The sequence below is a fragment of the Gammaproteobacteria bacterium genome (genome assembly GCA_030680605.1).
Classification (GTDB): domain Bacteria; phylum Pseudomonadota; class Gammaproteobacteria; order SURF-13; family SURF-13; genus JAQBXX01.
Genome location: JAUXUQ010000019.1, coordinates 150,831 through 172,537, shown reverse-complemented (window position 1 = coordinate 172,537; position 21,707 = coordinate 150,831). Strand labels below are relative to the sequence as shown.

Below are 21,707 nucleotides of genomic sequence, written 5' to 3'. Positions count from 1 at the left end.
GCCGGCAAAGTGCTTGATGCGATGAAAAAGACCAACGCCCTCGTACCCGTGACATGGGGGCTGGAAGTGGCAAACGTCATTGCCAGAGCGGAAGCGAAAGACCTTGTGACAGAAGCGCGGAGCGGGGCGTTTCTTGAGATGCTGGAGGGCGTGGATATTGAAGTGGACGCGGCCACATTCCAGCACGCGCTGTCTGATACCCTGCAACTGGCGCGGCGCTACAAACTGTCTGCGTACGATGCCTCCTACCTCGAACTGGCCTTAAGGCTGGGCATAGCGCTGGCCACGCTCGACGAAGACTTGCAGAAGGCGGCAAAGAAAGCGGGCGTGAAAAAGCTTGCTTGAAACTCCAAACATAGTGATAAATATGGGTAGCGTCCCCTTTAGCCGAATATTTTACGCACCAACCACATCAGCCATTGAGCAAGAACTACTGGCTGGCTGACGCGTCAATACAAAAATCGGCCACCTGCTCCAGCACGCGTTGCAGTGCCCGGTTCGCGGCGGTGACGCCGCCGTAGGCATCTTCGCTGGCGGCGTTTTCAGTCTCATCGAACAGCTTCACGGCCAGCACCCGTTTGCTGCGCACGTCGATCAGTTGCGCGCGCAGCGTGAGTTGTATCCGGCTGGGCCGGGTGCCGAAATCGTGCTGCAGGCGGATCAACTCTGTATCGAGCCTGACGTCGGCGGGCACCACGCCCGGCGTTTGCACCACGGCGCGAAAGCTCCCCGTTTGCTCCAACGCCTGCGCCAGCAGCGGTCCCAGCATGCGTTCTGGAGTATCCGCCCATCGGTTTGCCGCAAAGTAGTCCAGTGCGTGGGGCTGCCGCACGTAGGCCATCTGGTGGGTATCAAAACCGGGGCGCGCACGCGGCAGACTGACTGCCAACACCAAGTCGCGCTTTGCTTGCGCTGCCTTGATGGCCGGTTGTGCGTCGAGCACATAGATACTCGGGCTTTCCACCTGCGGTGCCGGCAATCCCGCACAGCCGGCGAGCAGCATGACGGACACCAGGGCCTGGAGTGTCCGGCAGAGAATACGCTTGCGTCTGTTTATGTTCATCGCTCAGTGGGCATAGTGCCAATTGATGGAGTCATTCACCTGGCCCGCGCTTTCCTGCGGGCTTGCCGTACAATAACGTGCTTGGGTTTTGTTCCAGTTGGTCGCTGAAGCGCCGCAACGAACCGGTCAAGTCGCGCAATTCCGTCACCAACTGGTGCATTTCCGGCAGCGTCCCGCCGGTAAACTGTTGAACATCGGTGCGGGCGCCATCAAACACGCCGCTTGCGCTCGTTCCGGCACGGGCGACCTCACTGGCCATGCGGTCGAAGGCATCCGCGCTGCGTTGTACGCGCTGCGCGAGTTGCGGCAGTTCTTCACTCAGGCGCGCGGTGTTTTCCAGGGTGCGCGCCGCATTGGTCAGGGTGGAGTCAATCGCGGCCGAGCGTGCCGCAAGGGTGCTCGACAAAACCCTGAGATCCGCCAGGGTTGTCTTGACCGCGCGCCGGTTATCTTCATCCATCAGGGCATTAAGGTTCTCGCTGGTGCGGTTGAGATTGGTGAGCAACGCCGTGAGCGCGGAATCGAGCCGCGTCATGAGCGAAGGCCCGGTCTTGATCACCGGGTATTTCTCGCCGGCCTGCTGTTGCAGCGGAGGCGAATCGCGGCCACCCCCCGTCAGATCGACAAAGGCGATACCGGTCAATCCCTGCGTCTGGAGTACGGCCACGGTATCCTCTTTGACCGGCGTGCCGCGCTCGATGGCAAGCGTCAGCTGCACCTGTTCGATATTTCCCGGCGCCAGCGCTATTTTCCGCACGCGGCCGACCTCGACGCCGTGGTAACGCACCGGCGCATTGAGATTCAGCCCCGACACCGACTCCTTCATGTACGTCTGGTAGATGTCGTAATCCTTGCGATAGGAATTCCCGCTGCTCAACCACAGCACGCTGCCGATCAGCGCTGCGCTTAATGCCAGCACGAAAATTCCGACAGCGGCAAACCTTACTTTGTCTTCCATGCCTGCTCGCGTGCCGCGCGTCCGCGCGGCCCATAGAAATATTCCCGGATCAGCGGATGCCCAGACTGGGAGAGCTCCGCCATGGTGCCGACTCCCAGGATATGCCCCTCACCCAGCACTGCGACGCGGTCTGCCGTCCGCCACAGCAGGTCGAGGTCGTGCGTCACCATCATAATGGTCAATCCGAGCGCATCGCGCAAGCTCACCACCAGCTCGTCAATGCCGCTTGCGCTGAGCGGGTCGAGGCCTGCGGTCGGTTCGTCGAGAAAAAGCAGTTCGGGATCGAGGGCGATGGCGCGCGCCAGCGCAGCGCGTTTGCGCATCCCGCCGCTCAGCTCATTCGGATATTTTGAGGCCGCATCAGCAGGCAACCCGGTAAGCGCGATTTTTATGGCAGCAATCTCCTCGATGAGTTGGTCGCTGAGTTGCGTATGCTCGCGCAGCACCATGCCGACATTCTCCGCCACCGTAAGCGAGCTGAACAATGCGCCGCGCTCGAACATGACGCCCCACCGGCGCCGCAGCGGCAGTGCCTGCTCGTCGCTCAAGCCGAGCACTTCCCGTCCGAACACCCGGATCGAACCCGATACCGGCGGCTGCAGCAGGATGACCTCGCGCAGCAGGGTGGACTTGCCGCAGCCGCTGCCGCCCACCAGCGCAAAAATCTCGCCCGGACGCACCGTGAGGCTGACGTTCTCGTGCACCACGGCCTTGCCGAAGCGCGTGTTCAGATCGCGGATTTCGACTACGGCATCGCTGTTCTGCGATTGTTCCATCGCAGTGCTCAGATGTCGAGCCAGTTGAAGATGATGGAGAACAGCGCATCGGCCACGATGATCAGAAAGATGGACTGCACCACGCTCAGCGTCGTCTGCCGCCCGACGCTGTCGGCGCTGCCGCTGACCTGAAACCCGCGGTAGCATCCAACCAGCGCGATGATCGCGGCGAACACCGGCGCCTTGCCGATACCGACCAGATAGGAAGACAGGCTGATTGCGTCTTCAAAGCGATCGAGGAAATCCTCGAAGCTGACACCGAGCTTGGAGCGCGCCATGACCATACCGCCGAGCACACCGGCCACATCGGTATACACCGTGAGCAGAGGCAACGCGACGATCAGCGCCAGCATCTTGGGCAGCACCAGCAGTTCCTGCGGCCCGACGCCAATGGTACGCAGCGCGTCAATCTCCTCGGTGACCTTCATGGTGCCGATTTGCGCCGTATAAGCGGAACCCGACCGCCCCGCGACGATGATGGCGGTGAGCAGGGGCGAAAGCTCGCGCAGCATCGAAAGCCCCACCAGATCGACAATGAATATATTCGCGCCGAAGCGTTGCAACTGATCCGCACCCTGATACGCGATCACCACCCCCATCAGGAACGCCAGCAGGCCGGTGATGGGTAGCGCCTCAACCCCGGCCGTCTGCAGATTATGGAGGATGGCGCGCCAGCGGAGGCGGCGCGGCTGGGCGAGCGAACGCAGCAGGGCGGTCGCGCTTTCCCCGATAAACGCCAGCATGCCGGACATGCCGAGCAGCCCGCGCCAGGTGTGCTGCCCGATACTCGCCAGCAGGCCGTCTCTGGCCGGAGCTGCGTGTTCCGGCGTTACGGCGCGCGCTGCAATCAACTGCAGCAAGGCGTTGAACTCAGGCCGCAGCCCATTAATCCGGACACTCCGCCCGCGCTGCTCCAGCGCGCGCACCGTCCGCTGCAGCAGCCACGCCCCCGCAGTGTCCAGCGCGGTGATCGCCGCCGCGTCGATCACCAGCGCTCCAGTACCGGGCCAGGAAATGCTGTCCAGGCGCTGCTCGATCTGGGCGATGCCCCGCACGGTCCACGCCCCCGCAACGGACACCGCATCCACCTTGATTACCAGTTGCGCAATGTGTTCGGCTGTCATTGCCTCAGTTACTCAATTATTTTACATCCATCGGCTTTCCCGGCTCACAGCCGGACGGTACGCAGCCGCACACCGACACCGAGCCGAAGCTCATGGCGCACGTCTTCCGCATGCAGTTCACGGACGGTCTCGGGCGAGGGAAGTAGTGCTGGCCCCGGCCGCAGCCGATGTCCGTGCGACACCGACGAGAAGTAATGACGAGCAGCCTGGTTCGTCACACCCTCCCGCCACCCTTTTCAAGCGCTTAGTATAGATGGGGCGTAAGCGCTGTTTATTAAGGAAACTCTGAATAAATCAGAGATGCCTTAACTTACCTTGAGCCGGACCTGCTTGAGGCGCAGCGAATTACCGATCACGGAGAGCGAGCTGACAGTCATCGCAATCACGCCAATCATCGGGTGCAAGAGACCGACTGCCGCGATGGGAATGGCGGCGAGGTTGTAGAACCAGGCCCAAAACAGGTTCTCGATGATTTTGCGGAACGTGGCCCTTGAGAGGCGGATCGCCTCAACCACCTTGCTGAGTTCCCCCTTGACCAGGGTGACATCGGCCGCCTCGATGGCGACGTCCGCGCCGGCGCCAATGGCGATGCCGACATTGGCCTGCTTCAAGGCCGGCGCGTCATTGATACCGTCACCGACCATGGCGACTTTGTCGCCATACTTCGCCTGAAGCTGGCGCACTGCGTCGACTTTGCCCTCCGGCAGTATCCCGGCCAGCACTTCGTCGATACCCACCTGGGATGCCACGTACCTGGCTGTACGCTCGTTGTCGCCGGTGATCATCACCACATGGATGCCCATCTCCATGAGCGCGGCGATGGCCACCTTGGAGTCTGTTTTGACAGTGTCTGCCACCGCCACCAACCCGGCGGCCCGGCCGTCTACTGCCACGAACATGGGTGTCCTTCCTTCACTGGCGAGACGCTGCCATTCTCCTTGCAACGCAGCGCTGTCCACGTCGCGCTCCTGCATCAGCTTGGCGTTGCCCAGCAACACATCGCGGTCGCCCACCTTGCCGTTCACCCCGTGACCTGGGATGGCAGCGAAACCCTCTATCGCTTGCAACGTGAGTCCTTTCGCCTCGGCACCCTTGATGATGGCCTCGCCCAAGGGATGTTCCGACCCCTTCTCCAGCGAGGCGGCCAGCATGAGCACCTCGTCCTGCGAAAAACCGTTCGCCGTCACCACATCGGTGAGGGCCGGCCGGCCTTCGGTAATCGTTCCCGTCTTGTCGAGGACGACGGCCTTGATGTCCTTCAAGGTCTGGATCGCTTCGCCCGAACGGATCAGCACGCCCCGCTCGGCGCCGAGGCCCGAGCCGACCATGATCGCCGTGGGTGTGGCGAGGCCGAGGGCGCAGGGACAGGCGATGACCAGCACCGCGACCGCCGAGAGGAGGCCGGTCATCAGCGGCGTGAGTTCCGGGTCGACCCAAGGCAGGAAGCTGGCGCCCCATTCGAGGATTGGCCACAGCGTTTCCGGTATCAATAACCACATAACGAAGCTCGCCACGCTGATCAGGATCACCGCCGGCACGAAATGACCCGTGACGCGGTCGGCGAATTCCTGGATCGGCACCTTCGAGCCCTGCGCCTCCTCGACCAGCCGGATAACCTGGGCGAGGAAGGTATCGGCGCCAACCCGCGTAGCGCGGATCTTGAGGAAACCTTCCTTGTTAATCGTGGCGCCCAGCACGGCGTCGCCCGGACCCTTTTCGACCGGCACCGACTCGCCGGTCGCAATCGACTCGTCCACATGGCCGGCGCCTTCCACGATCTCGCCGTCGGTGGGTATCTTGGCGCCCGGGCGTACCGCCATCACATCCCCCACCTCCAACTCCGCCACCGGCACCTCGACCTCGCGCCCGTCCTTGATAACTGTCGCTGTCTTGGCACCAAGTGTGATCAGCTTCTTGATCGCCTGCGAAGCGCGCCCCTTGGCGCGCGTCTCCAGATAACGGCCCAGCATGTGGAAGCTCATGATGGTCGCCGCCATTTCGATGAAGGAGGTCATCGGATAGACGAAACCGATCAGCCCGATCAAATAGGGCGGCAAGCTGCCCATTGAGATCAGCACGTCCATATTGGCCGTGCGGTTGGTCAGTGAACGCCAGGCCGAGCGGTGCGTCGCCCAGCCGCCATAAAGGAACACCACCGGGAAGGCCAGCACCGCCACAAGGGACAGGTAGCCTGGAATGGGCTGCCAGAACATGTGCAGGCCCATCAGAATCATGATGAGCGTAGTCGGTATCGCGGCGATCCACAGGCGTTGCCACGCCTGCGTGAGATAACGTTCCTCGGCGTCGCCGGACTCTGCACTGCGGCCACGCATAGTGCCTTCCTCCACCGCAGCGACATCGTAGCCTGCTCGCTCTACCGCAGACCGTATCTCGTCCGTCGTCGTCGCCGAGGGGTCGAAGCGGACCGCCACCTTGTGGTTGGCGATGTTTGTGCTTACATCGGAGATGCCGGAAAGACGTTTGATCGACTCAGAGACGAGACCTGCGCAATGATCGCTCCCCATCCCGGGAACAATCAGGCGGGCGTGGCCACCTGCTGCCGAAGCAGCGTGCTGTGGATGTTGGGTGGTTGAATTCGATTCATTCATAGTGCACTCCCGCGTATTTTTCAGTCAGACCCACTTACGTCATTACTCCCCCAAGCCGGCGAGGGCTACTTTATTTCTCTACGCGCTATGCATGCGTAATACATATAGGCTTAAGAAACCCGGCAGCTTCGGTTACTGTAGCAGAAGTCCGGACATGATGCGTAGGAGAGAATCTGCACACGCAACGCAGTTTGCCGGAGCGCGCAGGATCAGAAATACCATTGCAGGGACGTGTAGTAAAGGTCGTAAAATCGTCCGTACTCGCTGCCGGTGTTGCCATGGAAAAGTTGCACACCAGCGGCCCAATCCCAGTTATCGGTGAGCGAGTAGATGAGACTTGGTGCGAAGAAGAGGCTGCCGTCATCAAGGTTGGCGATCAGGTTGTTCTCGGTGCGCAGCAGTGGCGTGAAATCGCACTTGAATATAGATACCGGCATAGCGGCGTGCGCGTCCAGCGCGGCGTGACCACCGTCATCTCCGCGAGTCCCTGGTTCGTCTTGCCCCACAGTAACCGCTCGACGTGCGCCACCAGCTCGCGTCCGCTGGGCTCCTCGGCCCAAGCCGGCGCATCCAATGCAATGGTCAGTATCACGAGCCAGAGCTGTCTTATAGGTTCTCTCCTGTGGTGACGCCGCGCGGATCATTGCGCATCAGCACGATATCGGCGGCACCGATCAGCCGCCTTGCTCCAGGTGCGCGTCTTTGGGCTGCGGCGCTGCGTGGCAGAAGCCCTGCGGCTCGACGCCCAGGGCCGCGTTGAACTTGCTCGACAGGTTCTGAAACGCGACGAGCGCGGTGAGCTCGATGATGGCGTCGTCGTCGAAGTGATGCCGCAGCCGCGCGAGATGCTCGGCCGTCACTTGCCGCTCCAGGTATGTGACCGCCTCGGCATAGGCGAGCGCCGCCTTCTCGCGCTCGCTGAACAGCGCGCTTTCCTCGAAGCGCTCGAGCGCGGCGAGCCGTTCGAGGTCACCGCCGCGCTTAAGCACCAGGGCCGAGTTGATGTCCACGCAGAAGCGGCACCAGTTGATCTGCGACACCCGCACCGTGACGAGCGAGCGCAGCACCGGCTCGATCGGTGAGGCGCGCCGGTCGAGCGCGCCGTAGAGCGTGGCCACGCCGAGGAACACCAGCGGGCTGCGGCCCCACAGGCGCGCGGGTTCGAGCACGGCACCGTACTTGCGGCGCTGATTCCAGAAGAACAGCCGCACGTACCAGGGGAAATGCTGCTGTGCAGGCGTGGTGATGAAGGGCATGGCTGTACCTCTCAAAGCTCGCGCTGGCGCAGCCGCGTCTGATGTTCGGTGAACAAGAGGCAGCTGGCGATCGCCAGAAAGGCAACGAGAATCCAGTTGTATCCCCGTGGAGCACAATGTGCACCGTGCTCGGTAGATTCGTCATGCTCCATCACGTTCTTCTTTAAAAAATCTCACTTACACAAAACCCCTATTCACAGCCTCACCCGATTCAACCTGAGTGCGTTGGTGATCACCGACACTGAACTGAAACTCATGGCGGCAGCGGCAATAATAGGTGACAACAATAACCCGAATACCGGGTATAGGACGCCTGCAGCCACGGGCACACCGAGCGCGTTATAGATAAAGGCGAAGAACAGGTTCTGGCGGATGTTGCGCATGGTGGCACGGCTCAAGCGGCGGGCGCGCACAATGCCGCGCAGGTCGCCTTTCACCAGAGTCACCCCGGCGCTTTCCATGGCGACGTCAGTGCCGGTGCCCATGGCAATACCGACCTGGGCCTGCGCTAATGCCGGCGCGTCATTGATGCCGTCGCCCGCCATGGCGACGATGCGGCCCTCGGCCTGCAACTGTTTGATGATTTCGGCCTTCTGCTCGGGCAGCACTTCCGCATGCACCTGATCAATACCGAGATGCCGCGCGACAGCCTCGGCAGTGGTGCGACTGTCACCGGTGAGCATGACGACGCGCACACCTTCTGCGTGCAGATCACGGATAGCCTCGGGCGTGCTCTCCTTAATCGGATCGGCCACGGCGATAAACCCGGCGGCGGTACCGTCGATCACCAGAAACATCACGGTCTGCCCTTCGGCGCGCAGCGCCTCGGCCTGTTGTGGCAGTGCGCCGCCGTCGACACCGGCGTCTTGCAGCAGTTTGATATTTCCCAGCGCGAGCTTGCGGCCTTCCACCTCACCCGTCACGCCTTTACCGGTGATGGATTGGAAATTACTGGTCTGCACCAGTTGCACACCCTTCTCTTCCGCACCCCGTACGATGGCTTCCGCCAGCGGGTGCTCGCTGCCGCGCTCCAGACTCGCGGCCAGACGCAGCACGTCATCTTCATTGAAACCCGCCACCGCCGATACCGCCACCAGCCGTGGCTTGCCCTCGGTGAGGGTGCCGGTCTTGTCGACCACCAGAGTATCGACCTTCTCCATGATTTCCAGCGCTTCGGCATTCTTGATCAGCACGCCGGCCATGGCACCACGCCCGGTGCCCACCATGATGGAGATCGGCGTTGCCAGCCCGAGCGCACACGGGCAGGCGATAATCAGCACGGCCACGGCATTGACGATGGCATGGGCGAGCTGCGGCTCCGGCCCCCAGCCGTTCCAGACAATAAAACTGAGTATGGCGATGACCACCACGGCAGGCACGAAATAGCCGGACACCACATCGGCCAGTTTCTGGATCGGCGCACGCGAACGCTGGGCCTCGGCCACCATATGCACGATTTGCGCGAGCAGGGTATCACTGCCCACTTTCTCGGCACGCATTACCAGCGCACCGGTGCCGTTTACGGTAGCGCCGATTAACCGCTCACCGGCGTGTTTTCCCACCGGGATAGGCTCGCCCGTCACCATCGATTCATCAACGGAACTCGCGCCCTCTATCACCACACCATCAACAGGAATCTTTTCGCCGGGGCGTACGCGCAGATGATCGCCGACCTGCACCTGTTCCAGCGGGATGTCCTCTTCCTTGCCGCCCTCGCGCACGATGCGCGCGGTCTTGGGCGCCAGCCCCAGCAGCAGCTTGATAGCGGCATTGGTGCGGCTGCGCGCGCGCAATTCCAGCACCTGCCCCAGCAGCACCAGCGTGGTGATAACGGCGGCGGCCTCAAAGTACACCGGCACGTTGCCCCCGTGTCGCATGAGCGGCGGAAATAACTGCGGCAACAACAGGCCCACCACGCTATAGGCCCAGGCAACGGAGACACCCAGCCCGATCAGGGTAAACATGTTGAGGTTGCGATTGACTACCGAGGCCCAGCCCCGCACAAAGAACGGCCAGCCGCCCCACAGCACCACGGGCGTAGCGAGCACAAACCCGATCCATTGCACACCGCGCATCGACAACGCAGCGGGCAACCACGCGGGCGCCAGATCGGCCAGCATGGCAAGCACGAAGACCGGTGTCGACAACACGACACTGACCCAGAAGCGGCGCGTCATGTCATCCAACTCGGTGGTATCCTCCTCTATCGTCACGCCGCGTGGCTCCAGGGCCATGCCGCAGATCGGGCACGGCCCCGGCGTATTGCGCACGATCTCGGGATGCATGGGGCAGGTGTATTCCACTGCCTTGCCCTGCGTGTGCGGTGCACTGTCCGTTTTGGGCGCGGCTGCCGCACTGGCAGCGGGATTCAGATACTGCTGCGGCGCTGCCTGGAATTTTGCCAAGCAGCCGCTGCTGCAAAAAAGATGTGTCGTACCTGCGTAAACGTAACGGAGCTTGCTGTCTTCCGCTACGGTCATGCCACATACCGGATCCTGTGCCATTATTTACATCTCCGTAAAGCTGCACACCCCGGCCGGGGTTGCGTTGCATTGCTCAATACACCTACTATCCCCGTAATGCTGTAATCATTCAAACCCTCGACGACGGGTCATCACGCATGCTGAAACTCAAATTGCACTGGCAAATCCTGATCGCCCTGCTGCTGGCGGTACTGGCAGGCTCGCTGGCAGGTACCGAGGGCGGTATTGCGGGGCTGCGCTTTTATGACCTGTTCGCATTCATCGGCAACCTGTTCCTGAACGCCCTCAAGATGCTGATCGTGCCCTTGGTGGTGTCTTCCATTATCGTTGGCATCGCCGGTATCGGCTCCGGCAACGCGCTCGGCCGGCTGGGTGGCAAGACCCTGTTATATTACTTTTCCACCAGCCTGTTGGCTATCCTGATAGGACTGGCGGTGGTGAATATTGTTGCCCCCGGTGTAGTAGACGGCGAGCCGGCCAGGGATCTGGTAGGCCTGTCTGAAGGTGTAGAAGAGGTCGTCGCCTCGGTGGAGGGCAAGGGTGCTGGCGATCTGGTGGATATCTTCCTGCGCATGGTGCCCGCCAACGTCATCGCCGCTGCTGCCGACGGTCAGATGCTGGGGTTGATTTTTTTCAGCCTGCTGTTCGGTTTCTTTATGACGCGCATCCAGAATGCTTACGCCGAAAGCATGTACAACTTCTGGCAGGGCGTGTTCCACGTGATGATGAAGATCACCGACCTGGTGATGAAGTTCGCGCCGCTCGGCGTGTTTGGACTGGTCGCCAAAGTGGTTGCCGACACGGGGTTCTCCGCCTTTTTACCGTTGCTGTGGTTTTTCATCAGCGTGATCGCGGCACTGGCGCTGCATTTTTTCATCGCCCTGCCGCTGATTCTGATTTTCGTCGCCCGCGTCAGCCCACGCAGACACTATCGCGCCATGGCGCCTGCCCTGCTCACGGCCTTTTCCACCAGTTCTTCGTCGGCCACGCTGCCGATCACGATGGAGTGTGTGGAGAAAAACGCCGGGGTCTCGAATCGCACCAGCAGTTTTGTGCTGCCGCTCGGCGCTACGGTGAACATGGATGGCACGGCGCTATACGAATGTGTGGCAGCCATGTTCATCGCGCAGGCCTATGGCATCGAGCTGGGCTTTGTTCAGCAGTTCACCATTGTGCTGGTGGCACTGTTGACCTCTATCGGCGTGGCCGGGATTCCGTCGGCGAGCCTGGTGGCCATCAGCATCATTCTGGCTGCCATCGGGTTGCCGCTCGAAGCGGTGGGGCTGATTCTGGCGGTCGACCGGGTGCTGGACATGTGTCGCACGGCGGTCAATGTCTTCAGTGACTCCTGCGGCGCGGTGGTGATTGCGCGCTCGGAAGGTGAGACAGGGGTGTTGGCCGGCAACGGGCCTAACGGTCAACCGGCCTGATCAGTACCCGCCGAAGTCTTCGCCGCGCGGATCACTGGCCGCCACACTGCGCCCGCTTGCCTTGTCCACCCATACCGCCTGCATGTTGCCCCACTGACGGTTGGCGGTTTTCAGCGTGTGGCCGCGCTGCTCCAGCGCCTTGATCCACTCCGCCGAAAAGGCATCCGGCTCGATCTCAAGGTGATCGGGCAGATACTGGTGATGATAGCGCGGCGCCGACACCAGCGCCCGCAGGTTCGGTGCGGGTGATTCCAGATAATCCAGTATCGTCAGCAACACCATGCTGATGATGCGCGAGCCGCCGGGTGTGCCGAGTATGAGCAGCCCCTTGGCGTCTTCGACAAAGGTGGGCGTCATGCTGGAGAGTGGACGCTTGCCGGGCTGAATCAGGTTTGCGCTGCCGTGTACCAGGCCGTAGATGTTGGCGACCCCGGCCGACATGGCGAAATCATCCATCTCATCGTTGAGCAGCACGCCGGTATTCCCGGCCACTCGTGCCGCGCCGAACGGGATGTTGATGCTGAGTGTGGCTGCCACGCGGTTACCGGCGGCATCGACGATGGAATAGTGGGTGGTGTTGTCGCCTTGCTGCACCGCATCAGTCGCCGCCAGTGCAGCGCTGGGCGTGGCCTGTTGCAACTTGATGCTGGCGGCACGTTCGGCGGCGTAGTCCTTGCTCGCCAATTGCTCAACCGGTGCTGCGACAAAATCAGGGTCGCCCAGATAACGCGCGCGGTCATGGTAGGCGCGCCGCATCGCTTCCACCACCAGATGCGCCTTGTCCGTTTCTGTGTCCCACTGCATACGCTCGAGTATGTTCAGGCTCTGCGCCAGCGTGACGCCACCGGAGGATGGCAGTGACGCTGCCGTGATGGTTGCCCCCCGATAGCTGAATTTGACGGGCGCACGCTCTACGACCTGGTAATTTTTCAGGTCTTGCAATGTCCACACGCCCCCTGCGGCCTGCACCGACCGAACCAGCTCACGCGCGACTGCCCCGCGATAAAACCCGTGGCGGCCATGCTGTGCCAGCGTCTCAAGCGTGGCGGCCAGTGCCGGTTGGCGCAACCAGTATCCCGCCTGCGGTAATTTGTCGCCGCCCAGAAATATACGGGCGGTAGGCGCATCGGCACGCAAGATCTCGGCGCGCAACTGCGCCATGTAGGCGTAACGGGCATCGACGGCAAATCCGTGACGGGCGTGATGAATGGCGGATGCGAGCGTTACCCGTAACGGCAGTTTGCCGTAGTGCTCCGCCAGGTGACCCAACGCGGCCGGCACACCGGGAATGCCTGCGGCCTTGGCGCCATTCAGGCTGGCACCGGGGATGAGTTCCCCCGCGCTATCCTGATAGAGTGCCGCACTGGCAGCGCCGGGTGCGGTCTCACGGCCGTCCAGCAGGGTTTCAAAACCATCCGCCGCACGGTGCAACAACCAGAAGCCGCCGCCACCCAACCCGGACGAGTATGGTTCTACCACTGCCAGCGCAGCAGCCACCGCCACGGCGGCATCAAAGGCGTTACCGCCCCGCGCCAGTATGTCGTAGCCCGCTTGTGTGGCGAGTGGATGGGCCGAGGCAATGGCCGCTGCCCTGGGAACAACTGCTTCGGCTTGCGCCGTCGTGCCCGCAATGCAGAGCAACAGCAGGCATGCACCGCTGAGACGACGCAGCACGGTCACTGTACGAGAACGAAAGCTGCTCATACCGCTGCAGTCACGGGGTTGTCATCGGTTACCTGAGCGATCTCCAGAACGATTGCCGGAGCGATTACCCGAGCTGTTGCCTGCGTTGTCGCTCACCCGTCCAGGGCCGGATTTAGGCCGCTGCGTTCTGGCGGCATTCGGCTGACGACGTGGCTGTTGGGTGCTGGGTGAGGCATTCGCGTTGTGGCGGGGCTGTTGTGCTGTTGCAGCGGTGCCCGGCTTGCGCGCCGCCTTGGCCTTGCCGCGTGCACGATCTTCTGACTTTTTGGCGCGGATGGCGGCGATGCGCTCAGCGAGCGGCACCTCGAGGCGTGCCTCTGTTTTGGCGTTGTAGTCAAAATCCGGCACGGTGACACGCGGCAGACGTTTACCCACCACGCGCTCAATACTTTTCAACTCACCCTCTTCCTGCGGCGAGACAAAGGTGAAGGCGTCACCGGTCAACTCGGCACGCCCGGTACGGCCAATACGGTGAATATAATCTTCCGGCGCAAGCGGCACATCAAAGTTGACCACATGGCCCAGCGCTTCAACGTCTATACCGCGGGCGGCGATGTCGGTCGCCACCAGCACGCGGTATTTCCCGCTCTTGAAACCGGCCAGTGCTGCCGTGCGCTGCGTCTGGGAGCGATTGCCGTGGATACGCTCAGCGTTGATACCGTTTTTAACCAGATATTCTGCGACCCGATTGGCCCGATGCTTGGTGCGCGTGAACACCAGCACTTCCTTCATGTCGCCGCGCTGCAGCAGCGCGAGCAACAGCGCCGACTTCAATTCCTGCAACACTGGATAGACTGCCTGCGTGATGCCTACTGCCGGGGTGGACTGGCGTTCGATGTTGATGGTAGCAGCATCACGTAACAGTTCGCGCGTGAGTGTGGCGATGGGTGCGGGCATGGTGGCGCTGAAGAACAGCGTTTGCAGGCGCGGCGGGATATGCTTCAACACGCGACGGATGTCGGGCAGAAAACCCATGTCGAGCATGCGGTCGGCCTCATCCAGCACCAGATACTGCAACCCATCGAGCTTCGCATACGGCGCCTTGAAGTGATCGAGCAAGCGCCCGGGGGTGGCGATGAGCACATCTACGCCACGGCGGAAGGCATGCTCCTGCGGCCCCATGCCGACCCCGCCAAACACCGCCGCGCCACTGAGCGAGGTATGCACCGCCAACTCGTTCAGATCTTCGTAGATTTGCGCCGCCAGTTCGCGCGTAGGCGTGAGCACGAGGGCGCGCGTCTTGCCACGCGGCTGGTCGATGAGCTTGTGCAGGATAGGCAATAGAAATGCTGCGGTCTTGCCGCTGCCGGTCATCGCGCAGGCCAGCACATCTCGGCCCTCCAGCGCCGGCGGGATGGCGTCGGCCTGGATCGGCGTCGGGCGCACGAAATCCAGTTCCTTGATGGCCTTGAGAAGATCGGGATGCAGCTTCAAACTACTGAACGTCATAGGGAATCCTTGGTGATGGTGAGATACGGTGGGGCGCCAGCGGGCAGGCGCATGAATGCTGAAGGCGAATTCTACCAGCCAGACCCGTGTCAGCGCGAGAAACAACGGCATACAAGGCCCTCTGGCGGGCCAGATAGCCGCCAGAGGCCCCCCTGTCACGTCATGCTGGCCACCGCACCGACCGGCCTGTTAGCGCATGGATTAATGCGGGTCGGATGCATCGTGTCCGTGACCAGCCTCAGACCCGGGCGCTGGCATCACGTCCTCTTCCATGCTCATATCCATGTCCATATCGATATCCGCATGCCCGTGAGCATGATCGTGCGCGTCACCGGAGGTCTTGCCCTCTGCTTTCGGCAAGGACTTGACGCCAATGCCATAGCGATACACCACCTCGGCGCCGTGCCATGCCGTCGTCATCAGCAATACAGCGGCAAGCGCCAACACCGTCAGAAATGGCGCCGAGGTGGCCGTGATATTGCGGCGGTAACGCCAGACCGACCAGCCCGTCAACAGCAGAAACAGCAGCAAGGTGGTCGCTGCCCAGTTGCGGTGCTCGGTCATCGCATCATGTGACGGCGTATCGTGCGCCACACTGTTGTAGGCCAGCAGGCCAAAGATCGCCGTCGCCACGGAAAACCCCGTCCCCAGCCACAGATTCCAGCGCGCCAGCACCGTCCACTGGGCGTGCAGTGAGGGCGCCTTAATCAGCGGCAATGACAAATAAAAGAATGCCGCCAATGACCACAGCGCCACGGTGAAATGTACAAATACAGGATGCCAATTTGGTATGATTTCAAACACGGTTTACCCCCTTCAGCAAAAGCTCGTTGAATACCTGCGCACTGCTTCGCACGGGTGCACTGAACAGACGTGCTGCTCGACCTGCTGATGCAGGCGATCGTCTGACACTACCAATCAATTGGGGTTTGAGGGGGTCTTGCGGCAGGCGCCACTACGGTACCCGTAACAGGCACCGAAAGCGCGGAGTATTGCGTACCTGTGAACAGGCTGCTCATTGGCAGCAGCAATGAAGGCAGTGCCGCCAGACACTGCGCACCACAGACATTGTGATTGTGCCCTGCACCATGATGATCGCCACCGGCCTGACCACCCTCGGCTTGCACATGGGCAGCCACCGCATGCTGCTGGTCATGCGCAGCGGCCTGCACTGCGGCCAGCGCGGCGACACTCGGCCCCAACGCAAGCAGCAAGACGAGCCAGAGGTGAATCAATTTACCTGCTTTTGCCATCGTCAAAGTATAGTGGCTGCGCCCTGCCTGTCAACGTAGGACATCCCGTGCGCCGTGAAGTTTCACGAACACATCACTGGTCCGCGATGCACTGGTTGCCGCCTGCCTTCTTGGCCCGATATAAGGCACTGTCGGCGCGGCCAAAGACTGTCTCCGGGGTATCGCCAGCCCTGAACCCGGCCATGCCACAGGAGATGGTGATGGGGACAAGCTGCTCACGATAGTGAAAATCGCTGGCCGCAATCGCCGCACGCAATTTTTCCGCAACCGGAAAAGCATCACTCAGCGCCGTGCTCGGCATCACGATTACAAACTCTTCGCCGCCGTAGCGGGCCAGAAAATCAGTGGCGCGCAGATTGTCCTGCAAGATATCTGCGATAGTCTTTAGTGCCTTGTCACCTGCCTTGTGCCCATAGGTATCATTAACGAACTTGAAGCGATCGACATCCCATATCAACAGGGCGAGTGGGTGCTGATAACGCCTCCAGTGTTCATACTCTTGTGCGATACGCTCCAGGTATGCAAGACGGTTGTGGATTTCAGTCAGCCCGTCCTTGAATGCCAGTTCATGCTCGTGCGCGATGCGTGCACGTAGAACCTCGGCTTCAGCCTCCAGCCCTTCCAGCTTCTGCGTAAGTTGCTGCACCTGCTGCTCTACACGCGCACTACGCATTTCTTCTTCATGCCTGTGCCGCTCCAGATGAGTGCGTATCGCATCAATGCGTGACTGGATGATCTGCTTCAACTGACCTATCTCGGTGGCGCTCTGGACACCGCTTTCCATACTATGGATCTGGGCCTGCACTGCCACATCCAGCGCCACACCGTTCTGCCGCGTCTCAACACGTGACGATTCCGTGCTCTGCAGATGTACGTCCAGCTCCTGCAGCCGCACGGTCAGCAGTGCGAGAAAGGCCTCGATCTCATCCTTCTCTCTCTGCACACGCGAGCGCGCCTCTATGACCAGCGAGGCAATCTCTTCCAGGGCCTTGTCCGGTTGTCCGACCCACAGGCCTTCTTCGAGCCGCTGCCTGACCTCATTTGATTTCTCAGCCAGCTCTTCCGGCAAATCCAGCAGCTCGACAAGCTGAATCAGAAGCTCAGAGACTGCGGCCGGCGGCGCCGGCAAAGGCGCTGCTGCCGCTTCCGTCACACTCTGCGCCGTACTATAGGTAGCACGCACCGCGCTGACAATGTCATCCAACAGGCGTCCGAGCTCCGTCTGCGCCATATCATTCGTAACACGTCGCCGCAGCGGGAAAGCACGCTCCTGTGATAGTGGCAATTTGTCGAGGAGGGCCAGTAGCAGTTCTTCCCCGCCTGCTGCGGGAGGTGGCGGCGCCTTTGCAGCAGGGGGCGCAATGATTTCTTCCACCACGGGTGCAGATTCAGGCGTACGCCTACCCCCCCACAACCGGCGCAGAATCCCCCCCTCGCCACCGGGCGCAGCAGCAGCCGTTTGTGGTATGGCGGCAGCAACTTGCGACAGGGGAGCGTCCTGCGTCGCGCGCAATGACAGGGCCTCCTGGATCAAGGCGGCAAATTCGCGCACCAGGGGTATGCTGTCGCCTTGAGGGCTGTGGGTCCGCAGTTTTTTGTGCAGGGCCTTGACCTTGCGTCCCATACCGCGCGGCAAACCCAACTCATCCAGCAGCTGTATCAGGGAGTCGGTCACAGATGGCAGGCTGGTCGCAACCGGGCGACGGCGGTCAAGACGGGCTACGCTGTCGCCCACTGATTCAACCACGCTGCGCAACGCCATGCTGTCCCAACCATCACGCAGGGCATTGCGCAGTGTTTCCAACTCACGATCCAGCGTCGGGTCAGCACCCCCCGCTGCAAGACTGAGGCGCGCAATACCACGGCGCAACAGACTCTCTACGTCGCGCCACTGCTTTTCCTGGCGCTCAAGCTGTTCCAGGTTATCGTAGTATTTCTGCTTCCAACGCCTGGTGTCGTCGTCCTGGGCCATACCTACTCCTTGCACCTCGGGGGTGCCCGCAGGTCATCGGTTAACGATAACAAAACTTGAGCCGACATCTCGCAGTGGCGGGTTACAGCGGGCAGATCATCGGGCCCAGTTTTTCGGCCAGACGCTGGTTTTCGCTGTAGTCCACCGGGCAGTCGATGATGCTCACCGTATCATCCGCGATGGCGGCTTGCAGTATCGGCATCAGGTCAGCTGCACGCTCGACCCGGTAACCCTTGGCGCCGAATGATTCAGCGTACTTCACCAGATCAGGGTTGTTGAAACGCACATGCGCGCTTCTGCCAAAGGTGTTTTTCTGTTTCCACTCAATAAGGCCGTAGCCACCGTCGTTCCACACCAATATTACCATTGGCGTGCCTACGCGCAGCGCGGTCTCGATCTCCTGCGAGTTCATCAGAAATCCGGCATCACCGGTCACCGCGACCACCTTGCGCTCCGGGTACGCGAGTTTTGCTGCCACCGCACCCGGTACGGCAATGCCCATACTGGCAAAGCCGTTGGAAATGACGCAGGTGTTGGGATGTTCGCAGCGAAACATGCGCGCCATCCACAACTTGTGCGCCCCCACATCGCATACCACAATGTCTTCCAGCCCCAGCGCCGTACGCAGATCCCAGATGATTTTCTGCGGCTTGAGCGGATACGACTGGTCGTCGCGATGCCGATTCATGTCGTCCATCAGCGCCGCGCGCAGCGGGCGTAGCGTTTTCTGTGTGTGCGGCGTAGCCGCCTGCGCGATGCGCTCAAGGCTGAGGCCGATATCACCGACCACGCCCACCTCCACAATGTAGCTCGCGTCCACTTCGGCGGGCGACATGTCGATGTGAATGATCTTGCGGTCACAGCTCGGGTGCCACAGGCACGGGTGATATTCGACCAGATCGTAACCCACGCAGATGATGACATCCGCACGGTCAAAGCCGCAGTTGGTGTAATCGTGCGCCTGCAGGCCGGCGCTGCCCAGCGCCATCGGATGCTTGAACGGGATCACACCCTTGGCCATAAAGGTATTGGCCACCGGAATCTGCAACCGCTCGGCGAACGCGGCCAACTGCCGGCAGGCCTGCGCCCGCACCACACCGTTGCCGGCGAGTATCAGCGGATTTTGCGCCCGGCTGATGGTTTCGGCAGCGGCGCGCACCCGATCCTGCGACGGCTCCGGCGGCGTGGGCTGCTGCACCCGCAGCGGCCTGGCGTCGATGCTGAGCGCGGCGATATTCTCCGGAAAATCAATAAAACAGGCGCCGGTCTTTTCCGTCTGCGCCAGCTTGAAGGCCTTGCGCACCACCTCCGGGATGATGCCGGGCTCCAGCAGTTGCGAGGTATATTTGGTAATGGGGCGGAACAGGCCCTGCAAATCCAGCACCTGGTGCGACTCCTTGTGCAGGCGCGAGGTGCTGGCCTGGCCCGCGATGGCGACCAGCGGCGCGTGGTCCATGTTGGCGTCAGCCACACCGGTGACCAGATTGGTGGCACCGGGGCCGAGCGTGGCCAGGCACACGCCGGGGCGCCCAGTCACACGCCCATAGACATCGGCCATGAATGCAGCACCCTGCTCGTGGCGCGTGGTCACAAACTGGATGGACGAATCGGCCAGCGCGTCCATCACATGCAGATTTTCCTCGCCCGGAATGCCGAAAATGAATTCGACTCCTTCATTTTCCAGGCATTTGACCAGTAGTTCAGCGGCTTTCATGAGTACCCCTAGAAAATGCGTCCTTTACTCCAATACTGTGCCGCACAAGGCGGTACGAATGTCGCGGGCACAGGACACGGGAGCGACCGCTGCCCGTCTGCGCTGCACCCTGCCCCGGTCAACATCCACTTTTATTAGAAGTGCCCTCGTAGCGGGGCGCAGACAGGAGGCCAAGAATCTTTTATGCTATGGAGTAACAGCGAATGTCACGCCAGCCGGGGCCCAACATCATGGACAAAGTCAGTCTCACCCAGTTTCTCAATCAGCAGTATTTGTGCGAGTCACTCACGCTCAACGAGGTCAATACCTTGCTCGATTATACCGAGCTGGTAAGCTTTCACAAGAAAGACATCATTGCCGACATCGGTGACGTGGGCGAGGCACTCTACTTTGTGGTCAAGGGTGAAGCCGCGCTGTTTTATGAAGAGCGCGGCGAGGAAATTGAAGCGGGCCGCATGAAGGAAGGCGAACTGATGGGTGAGATGTCGTTCTTTGATCGCGCGCCGCGCTCGGTGCGCATGCGCGCCATGAGCGCCGATACGCAGCTACTCAAGCTCACCCGCGTGAAGTACAAGCGCCTGCGCGTCGAGCACCCCTACATCGCGGTGAACCTGCTCGAGCATGCCATCATCAGTCTCGACCATCTGATCCGGCGCATGAGCATGGATGTCGCCACCTTCTCGCGCTATATCTATGGCGCAGGACCCAAATAGTCCGTAACGGTATGTCCGCTACAATGATCCGTAGGAGTGCAGGCCGGACAGGAACAGGTTCACACCCATAAACGCAAACAGGGTGACGAATAACCCGCCAATCGCCCACCACGCCATGGGCCGCCCGCGCCAGCCCTTACTGAAGCGCATATGCAACCACGCCGCGTAGTTGAGCAGCACAATCAAGGCCCAGGTTTCCTTTGGATCCCACGACCAGTAACCGCCCCACGCCTCCGCCGCCCATAGCGCACCGAGGATGGTGGCCAGCGTAAAGAAACTGAAGCCGAGCGTGATTGCTTTGTACATCACGTCATCCAACACGTCGAGCGCGGGCAGGCGCGTGGCCAGCAACCCATTGGGGTTCCGGCGCTCGCCGCGCTCGCGCAACAGGTAAGCAACGCCGACCATCGCGGCGAGCGAGAATGAACCATAGCCGATGAAGTTGGCTGGCACATGTATCTTCATCCAGTAGCTTTGCAGCGCAGGCACCAGTGGCGCAATGCCGGTGCCGCCATGCTTGAAGATATACCAGAGCACGAACCCCACTGCGGCGCTGATAATGAGCAGCACAAAACCACCCAGCGCGCGCGTCTTGTAGCGGCCTTCGTAATAGAGATACAGCAGTGCCGTAATGATGGAGAACAACACGAACACTTCATACAGGTTGCTGATCGGGATGTGGCCGTAATCCGCATGCACGAGATACGACTCACGCCACCGTACCATCAGGCCGGTCAGGCCCATGACCGCCGCTGACCAGGTCATGACCGACGCAACCCGCCCCGCATAATCAGAGCGCAGAAAGAGGGCGGCGAAATAAGTGACGGTCGCCAGCACAAACAGAGCGCTCATCCACATGATGGCGGACTGGCTCGATATCAGGAATTTGAGCAGGAAGCTGGTCTCGGCCGGCGCCAGGCTGTCACCGTACAATCCCACCGACGCCAGACTGAGCACCGTGACCGCCAACAGCAGGCCGCGCACCGCTTTCCAGTGCCAGCCCAGCGCGATTATCGCGGGCGTCACACTGGACAGAATAATAATCTCATAAACGTCCATCACCGCCGCGTAGCGGTACAACACAAAACCCGCACCGGCTATCACCAGCGCTGCAAACACCCAGTCCAAGCCAGACAAGGTCGCCCACAACGAACGCTTGTCAAATTCCTGTGTCATGTTGTCGCGTGTAACGGCCATCACGAA

The 21,707-nt window shown here is 61.2% G+C and carries 18 protein-coding genes; 3 read left to right on the top strand and 15 right to left on the bottom strand.

Translation table 11 applies throughout. The features are described 5' to 3' along the window. Positions 1-345, top strand: a 345-nt coding sequence (locus tag Q8L89_08100; GenBank protein MDP1709008.1) for a type II toxin-antitoxin system VapC family toxin, incomplete at its 5' end; no start/stop codon positions are given. A gap of 85 nt (positions 346-430) precedes the next feature. On the opposite strand, the gene Q8L89_08095 is transcribed toward Q8L89_08100, so the two are convergent. The 8 genes from Q8L89_08095 to Q8L89_08060 all read right to left on the bottom strand — a co-directional run bounded on the left by Q8L89_08095 (position 431) and on the right by Q8L89_08060 (position 10,290). Next, the gene (locus tag Q8L89_08095) at positions 431-1,063 is read right to left on the bottom strand and encodes an ABC-type transport auxiliary lipoprotein family protein (protein MDP1709007.1); all 633 of its coding nucleotides are present in this window, start codon (positions 1,061-1,063) and stop codon (positions 431-433) included. 31 nt (positions 1,064-1,094) lie between these two features. Then, positions 1,095-2,021 (bottom strand): MlaD family protein, encoded by a 927-nt coding sequence (locus Q8L89_08090; GenBank protein ID MDP1709006.1) that lies wholly within the window; start codon positions 2,019-2,021, stop codon positions 1,095-1,097. Beyond that, positions 2,006-2,797, bottom strand: coding sequence for an ATP-binding cassette domain-containing protein (locus Q8L89_08085; protein ID MDP1709005.1), 792 nt, complete (start codon positions 2,795-2,797; stop codon positions 2,006-2,008). Before Q8L89_08085 ends, Q8L89_08090 begins: the two co-directional genes overlap by 16 nt. A gap of 8 nt (positions 2,798-2,805) precedes the next feature. After that, on the bottom strand, positions 2,806-3,921 hold the full coding sequence (locus Q8L89_08080; protein MDP1709004.1) for an MlaE family lipid ABC transporter permease subunit: 1,116 nt from the start codon (positions 3,919-3,921) through the stop codon (positions 2,806-2,808). 305 nt (positions 3,922-4,226) lie between these two features. After that, complete coding sequence (locus Q8L89_08075; GenBank protein MDP1709003.1) at positions 4,227-6,530, bottom strand: heavy metal translocating P-type ATPase; 2,304 nt, start codon at positions 6,528-6,530, stop codon at positions 4,227-4,229. A 209-nt stretch (positions 6,531-6,739) separates the two neighbouring features. Continuing rightward, the gene (locus Q8L89_08070) at positions 6,740-7,036 is read right to left on the bottom strand and encodes a hypothetical protein (protein ID MDP1709002.1); all 297 of its coding nucleotides are present in this window, start codon (positions 7,034-7,036) and stop codon (positions 6,740-6,742) included. 168 nt (positions 7,037-7,204) lie between these two features. After that, positions 7,205-7,786, bottom strand: a complete 582-nt coding sequence (locus tag Q8L89_08065) for a carboxymuconolactone decarboxylase family protein (protein MDP1709001.1) — start codon at positions 7,784-7,786, stop codon at positions 7,205-7,207. A 194-nt stretch (positions 7,787-7,980) separates the two neighbouring features. Then, positions 7,981-10,290, bottom strand: coding sequence for a heavy metal translocating P-type ATPase (locus Q8L89_08060; GenBank protein MDP1709000.1), 2,310 nt, complete (start codon positions 10,288-10,290; stop codon positions 7,981-7,983). 116 nt (positions 10,291-10,406) lie between these two features. On the opposite strand from Q8L89_08060, the gene Q8L89_08055 reads away from it, so the two are divergent. Continuing rightward, positions 10,407-11,699: a dicarboxylate/amino acid:cation symporter gene (locus Q8L89_08055; GenBank protein ID MDP1708999.1), complete on the top strand. Its 1,293-nt coding sequence runs from the start codon at positions 10,407-10,409 to the stop codon at positions 11,697-11,699. On the opposite strand, the gene ggt is transcribed toward Q8L89_08055, so the two are convergent. From ggt to Q8L89_08025, 6 genes are all read right to left on the bottom strand, one after another. Next, on the bottom strand, positions 11,700-13,403 hold the full coding sequence (ggt, locus tag Q8L89_08050; GenBank protein MDP1708998.1) for a gamma-glutamyltransferase: 1,704 nt from the start codon (positions 13,401-13,403) through the stop codon (positions 11,700-11,702). It lies immediately after the preceding gene. A gap of 21 nt (positions 13,404-13,424) precedes the next feature. Beyond that, complete coding sequence (locus Q8L89_08045; GenBank protein ID MDP1708997.1) at positions 13,425-14,852, bottom strand: DEAD/DEAH box helicase; 1,428 nt, start codon at positions 14,850-14,852, stop codon at positions 13,425-13,427. Between the two features lie 201 nt (positions 14,853-15,053). Further along, positions 15,054-15,656, bottom strand: coding sequence for a DUF2231 domain-containing protein (locus Q8L89_08040; GenBank protein ID MDP1708996.1), 603 nt, complete (start codon positions 15,654-15,656; stop codon positions 15,054-15,056). 107 nt (positions 15,657-15,763) lie between these two features. Continuing rightward, positions 15,764-16,087: a hypothetical protein gene (locus Q8L89_08035; GenBank protein ID MDP1708995.1), complete on the bottom strand. Its 324-nt coding sequence runs from the start codon at positions 16,085-16,087 to the stop codon at positions 15,764-15,766. A gap of 91 nt (positions 16,088-16,178) precedes the next feature. Continuing rightward, positions 16,179-18,077, bottom strand: coding sequence for a diguanylate cyclase (locus tag Q8L89_08030; protein MDP1708994.1), 1,899 nt, complete (start codon positions 18,075-18,077; stop codon positions 16,179-16,181). 82 nt (positions 18,078-18,159) lie between these two features. After that, the gene (locus Q8L89_08025) at positions 18,160-19,791 is read right to left on the bottom strand and encodes an acetolactate synthase large subunit (GenBank protein ID MDP1708993.1); all 1,632 of its coding nucleotides are present in this window, start codon (positions 19,789-19,791) and stop codon (positions 18,160-18,162) included. A gap of 230 nt (positions 19,792-20,021) precedes the next feature. Between Q8L89_08025 and Q8L89_08020 the strand changes: the two genes are divergently transcribed. Then, on the top strand, positions 20,022-20,504 hold the full coding sequence (locus Q8L89_08020) for a cyclic nucleotide-binding domain-containing protein (GenBank protein ID MDP1708992.1): 483 nt from the start codon (positions 20,022-20,024) through the stop codon (positions 20,502-20,504). 18 nt (positions 20,505-20,522) lie between these two features. On the opposite strand, the gene ccsB is transcribed toward Q8L89_08020, so the two are convergent. Beyond that, positions 20,523-21,701, bottom strand: a complete 1,179-nt coding sequence (gene ccsB / locus Q8L89_08015) for a c-type cytochrome biogenesis protein CcsB (protein ID MDP1708991.1) — start codon at positions 21,699-21,701, stop codon at positions 20,523-20,525. Positions 21,702-21,707 lie beyond the last annotated feature (6 nt).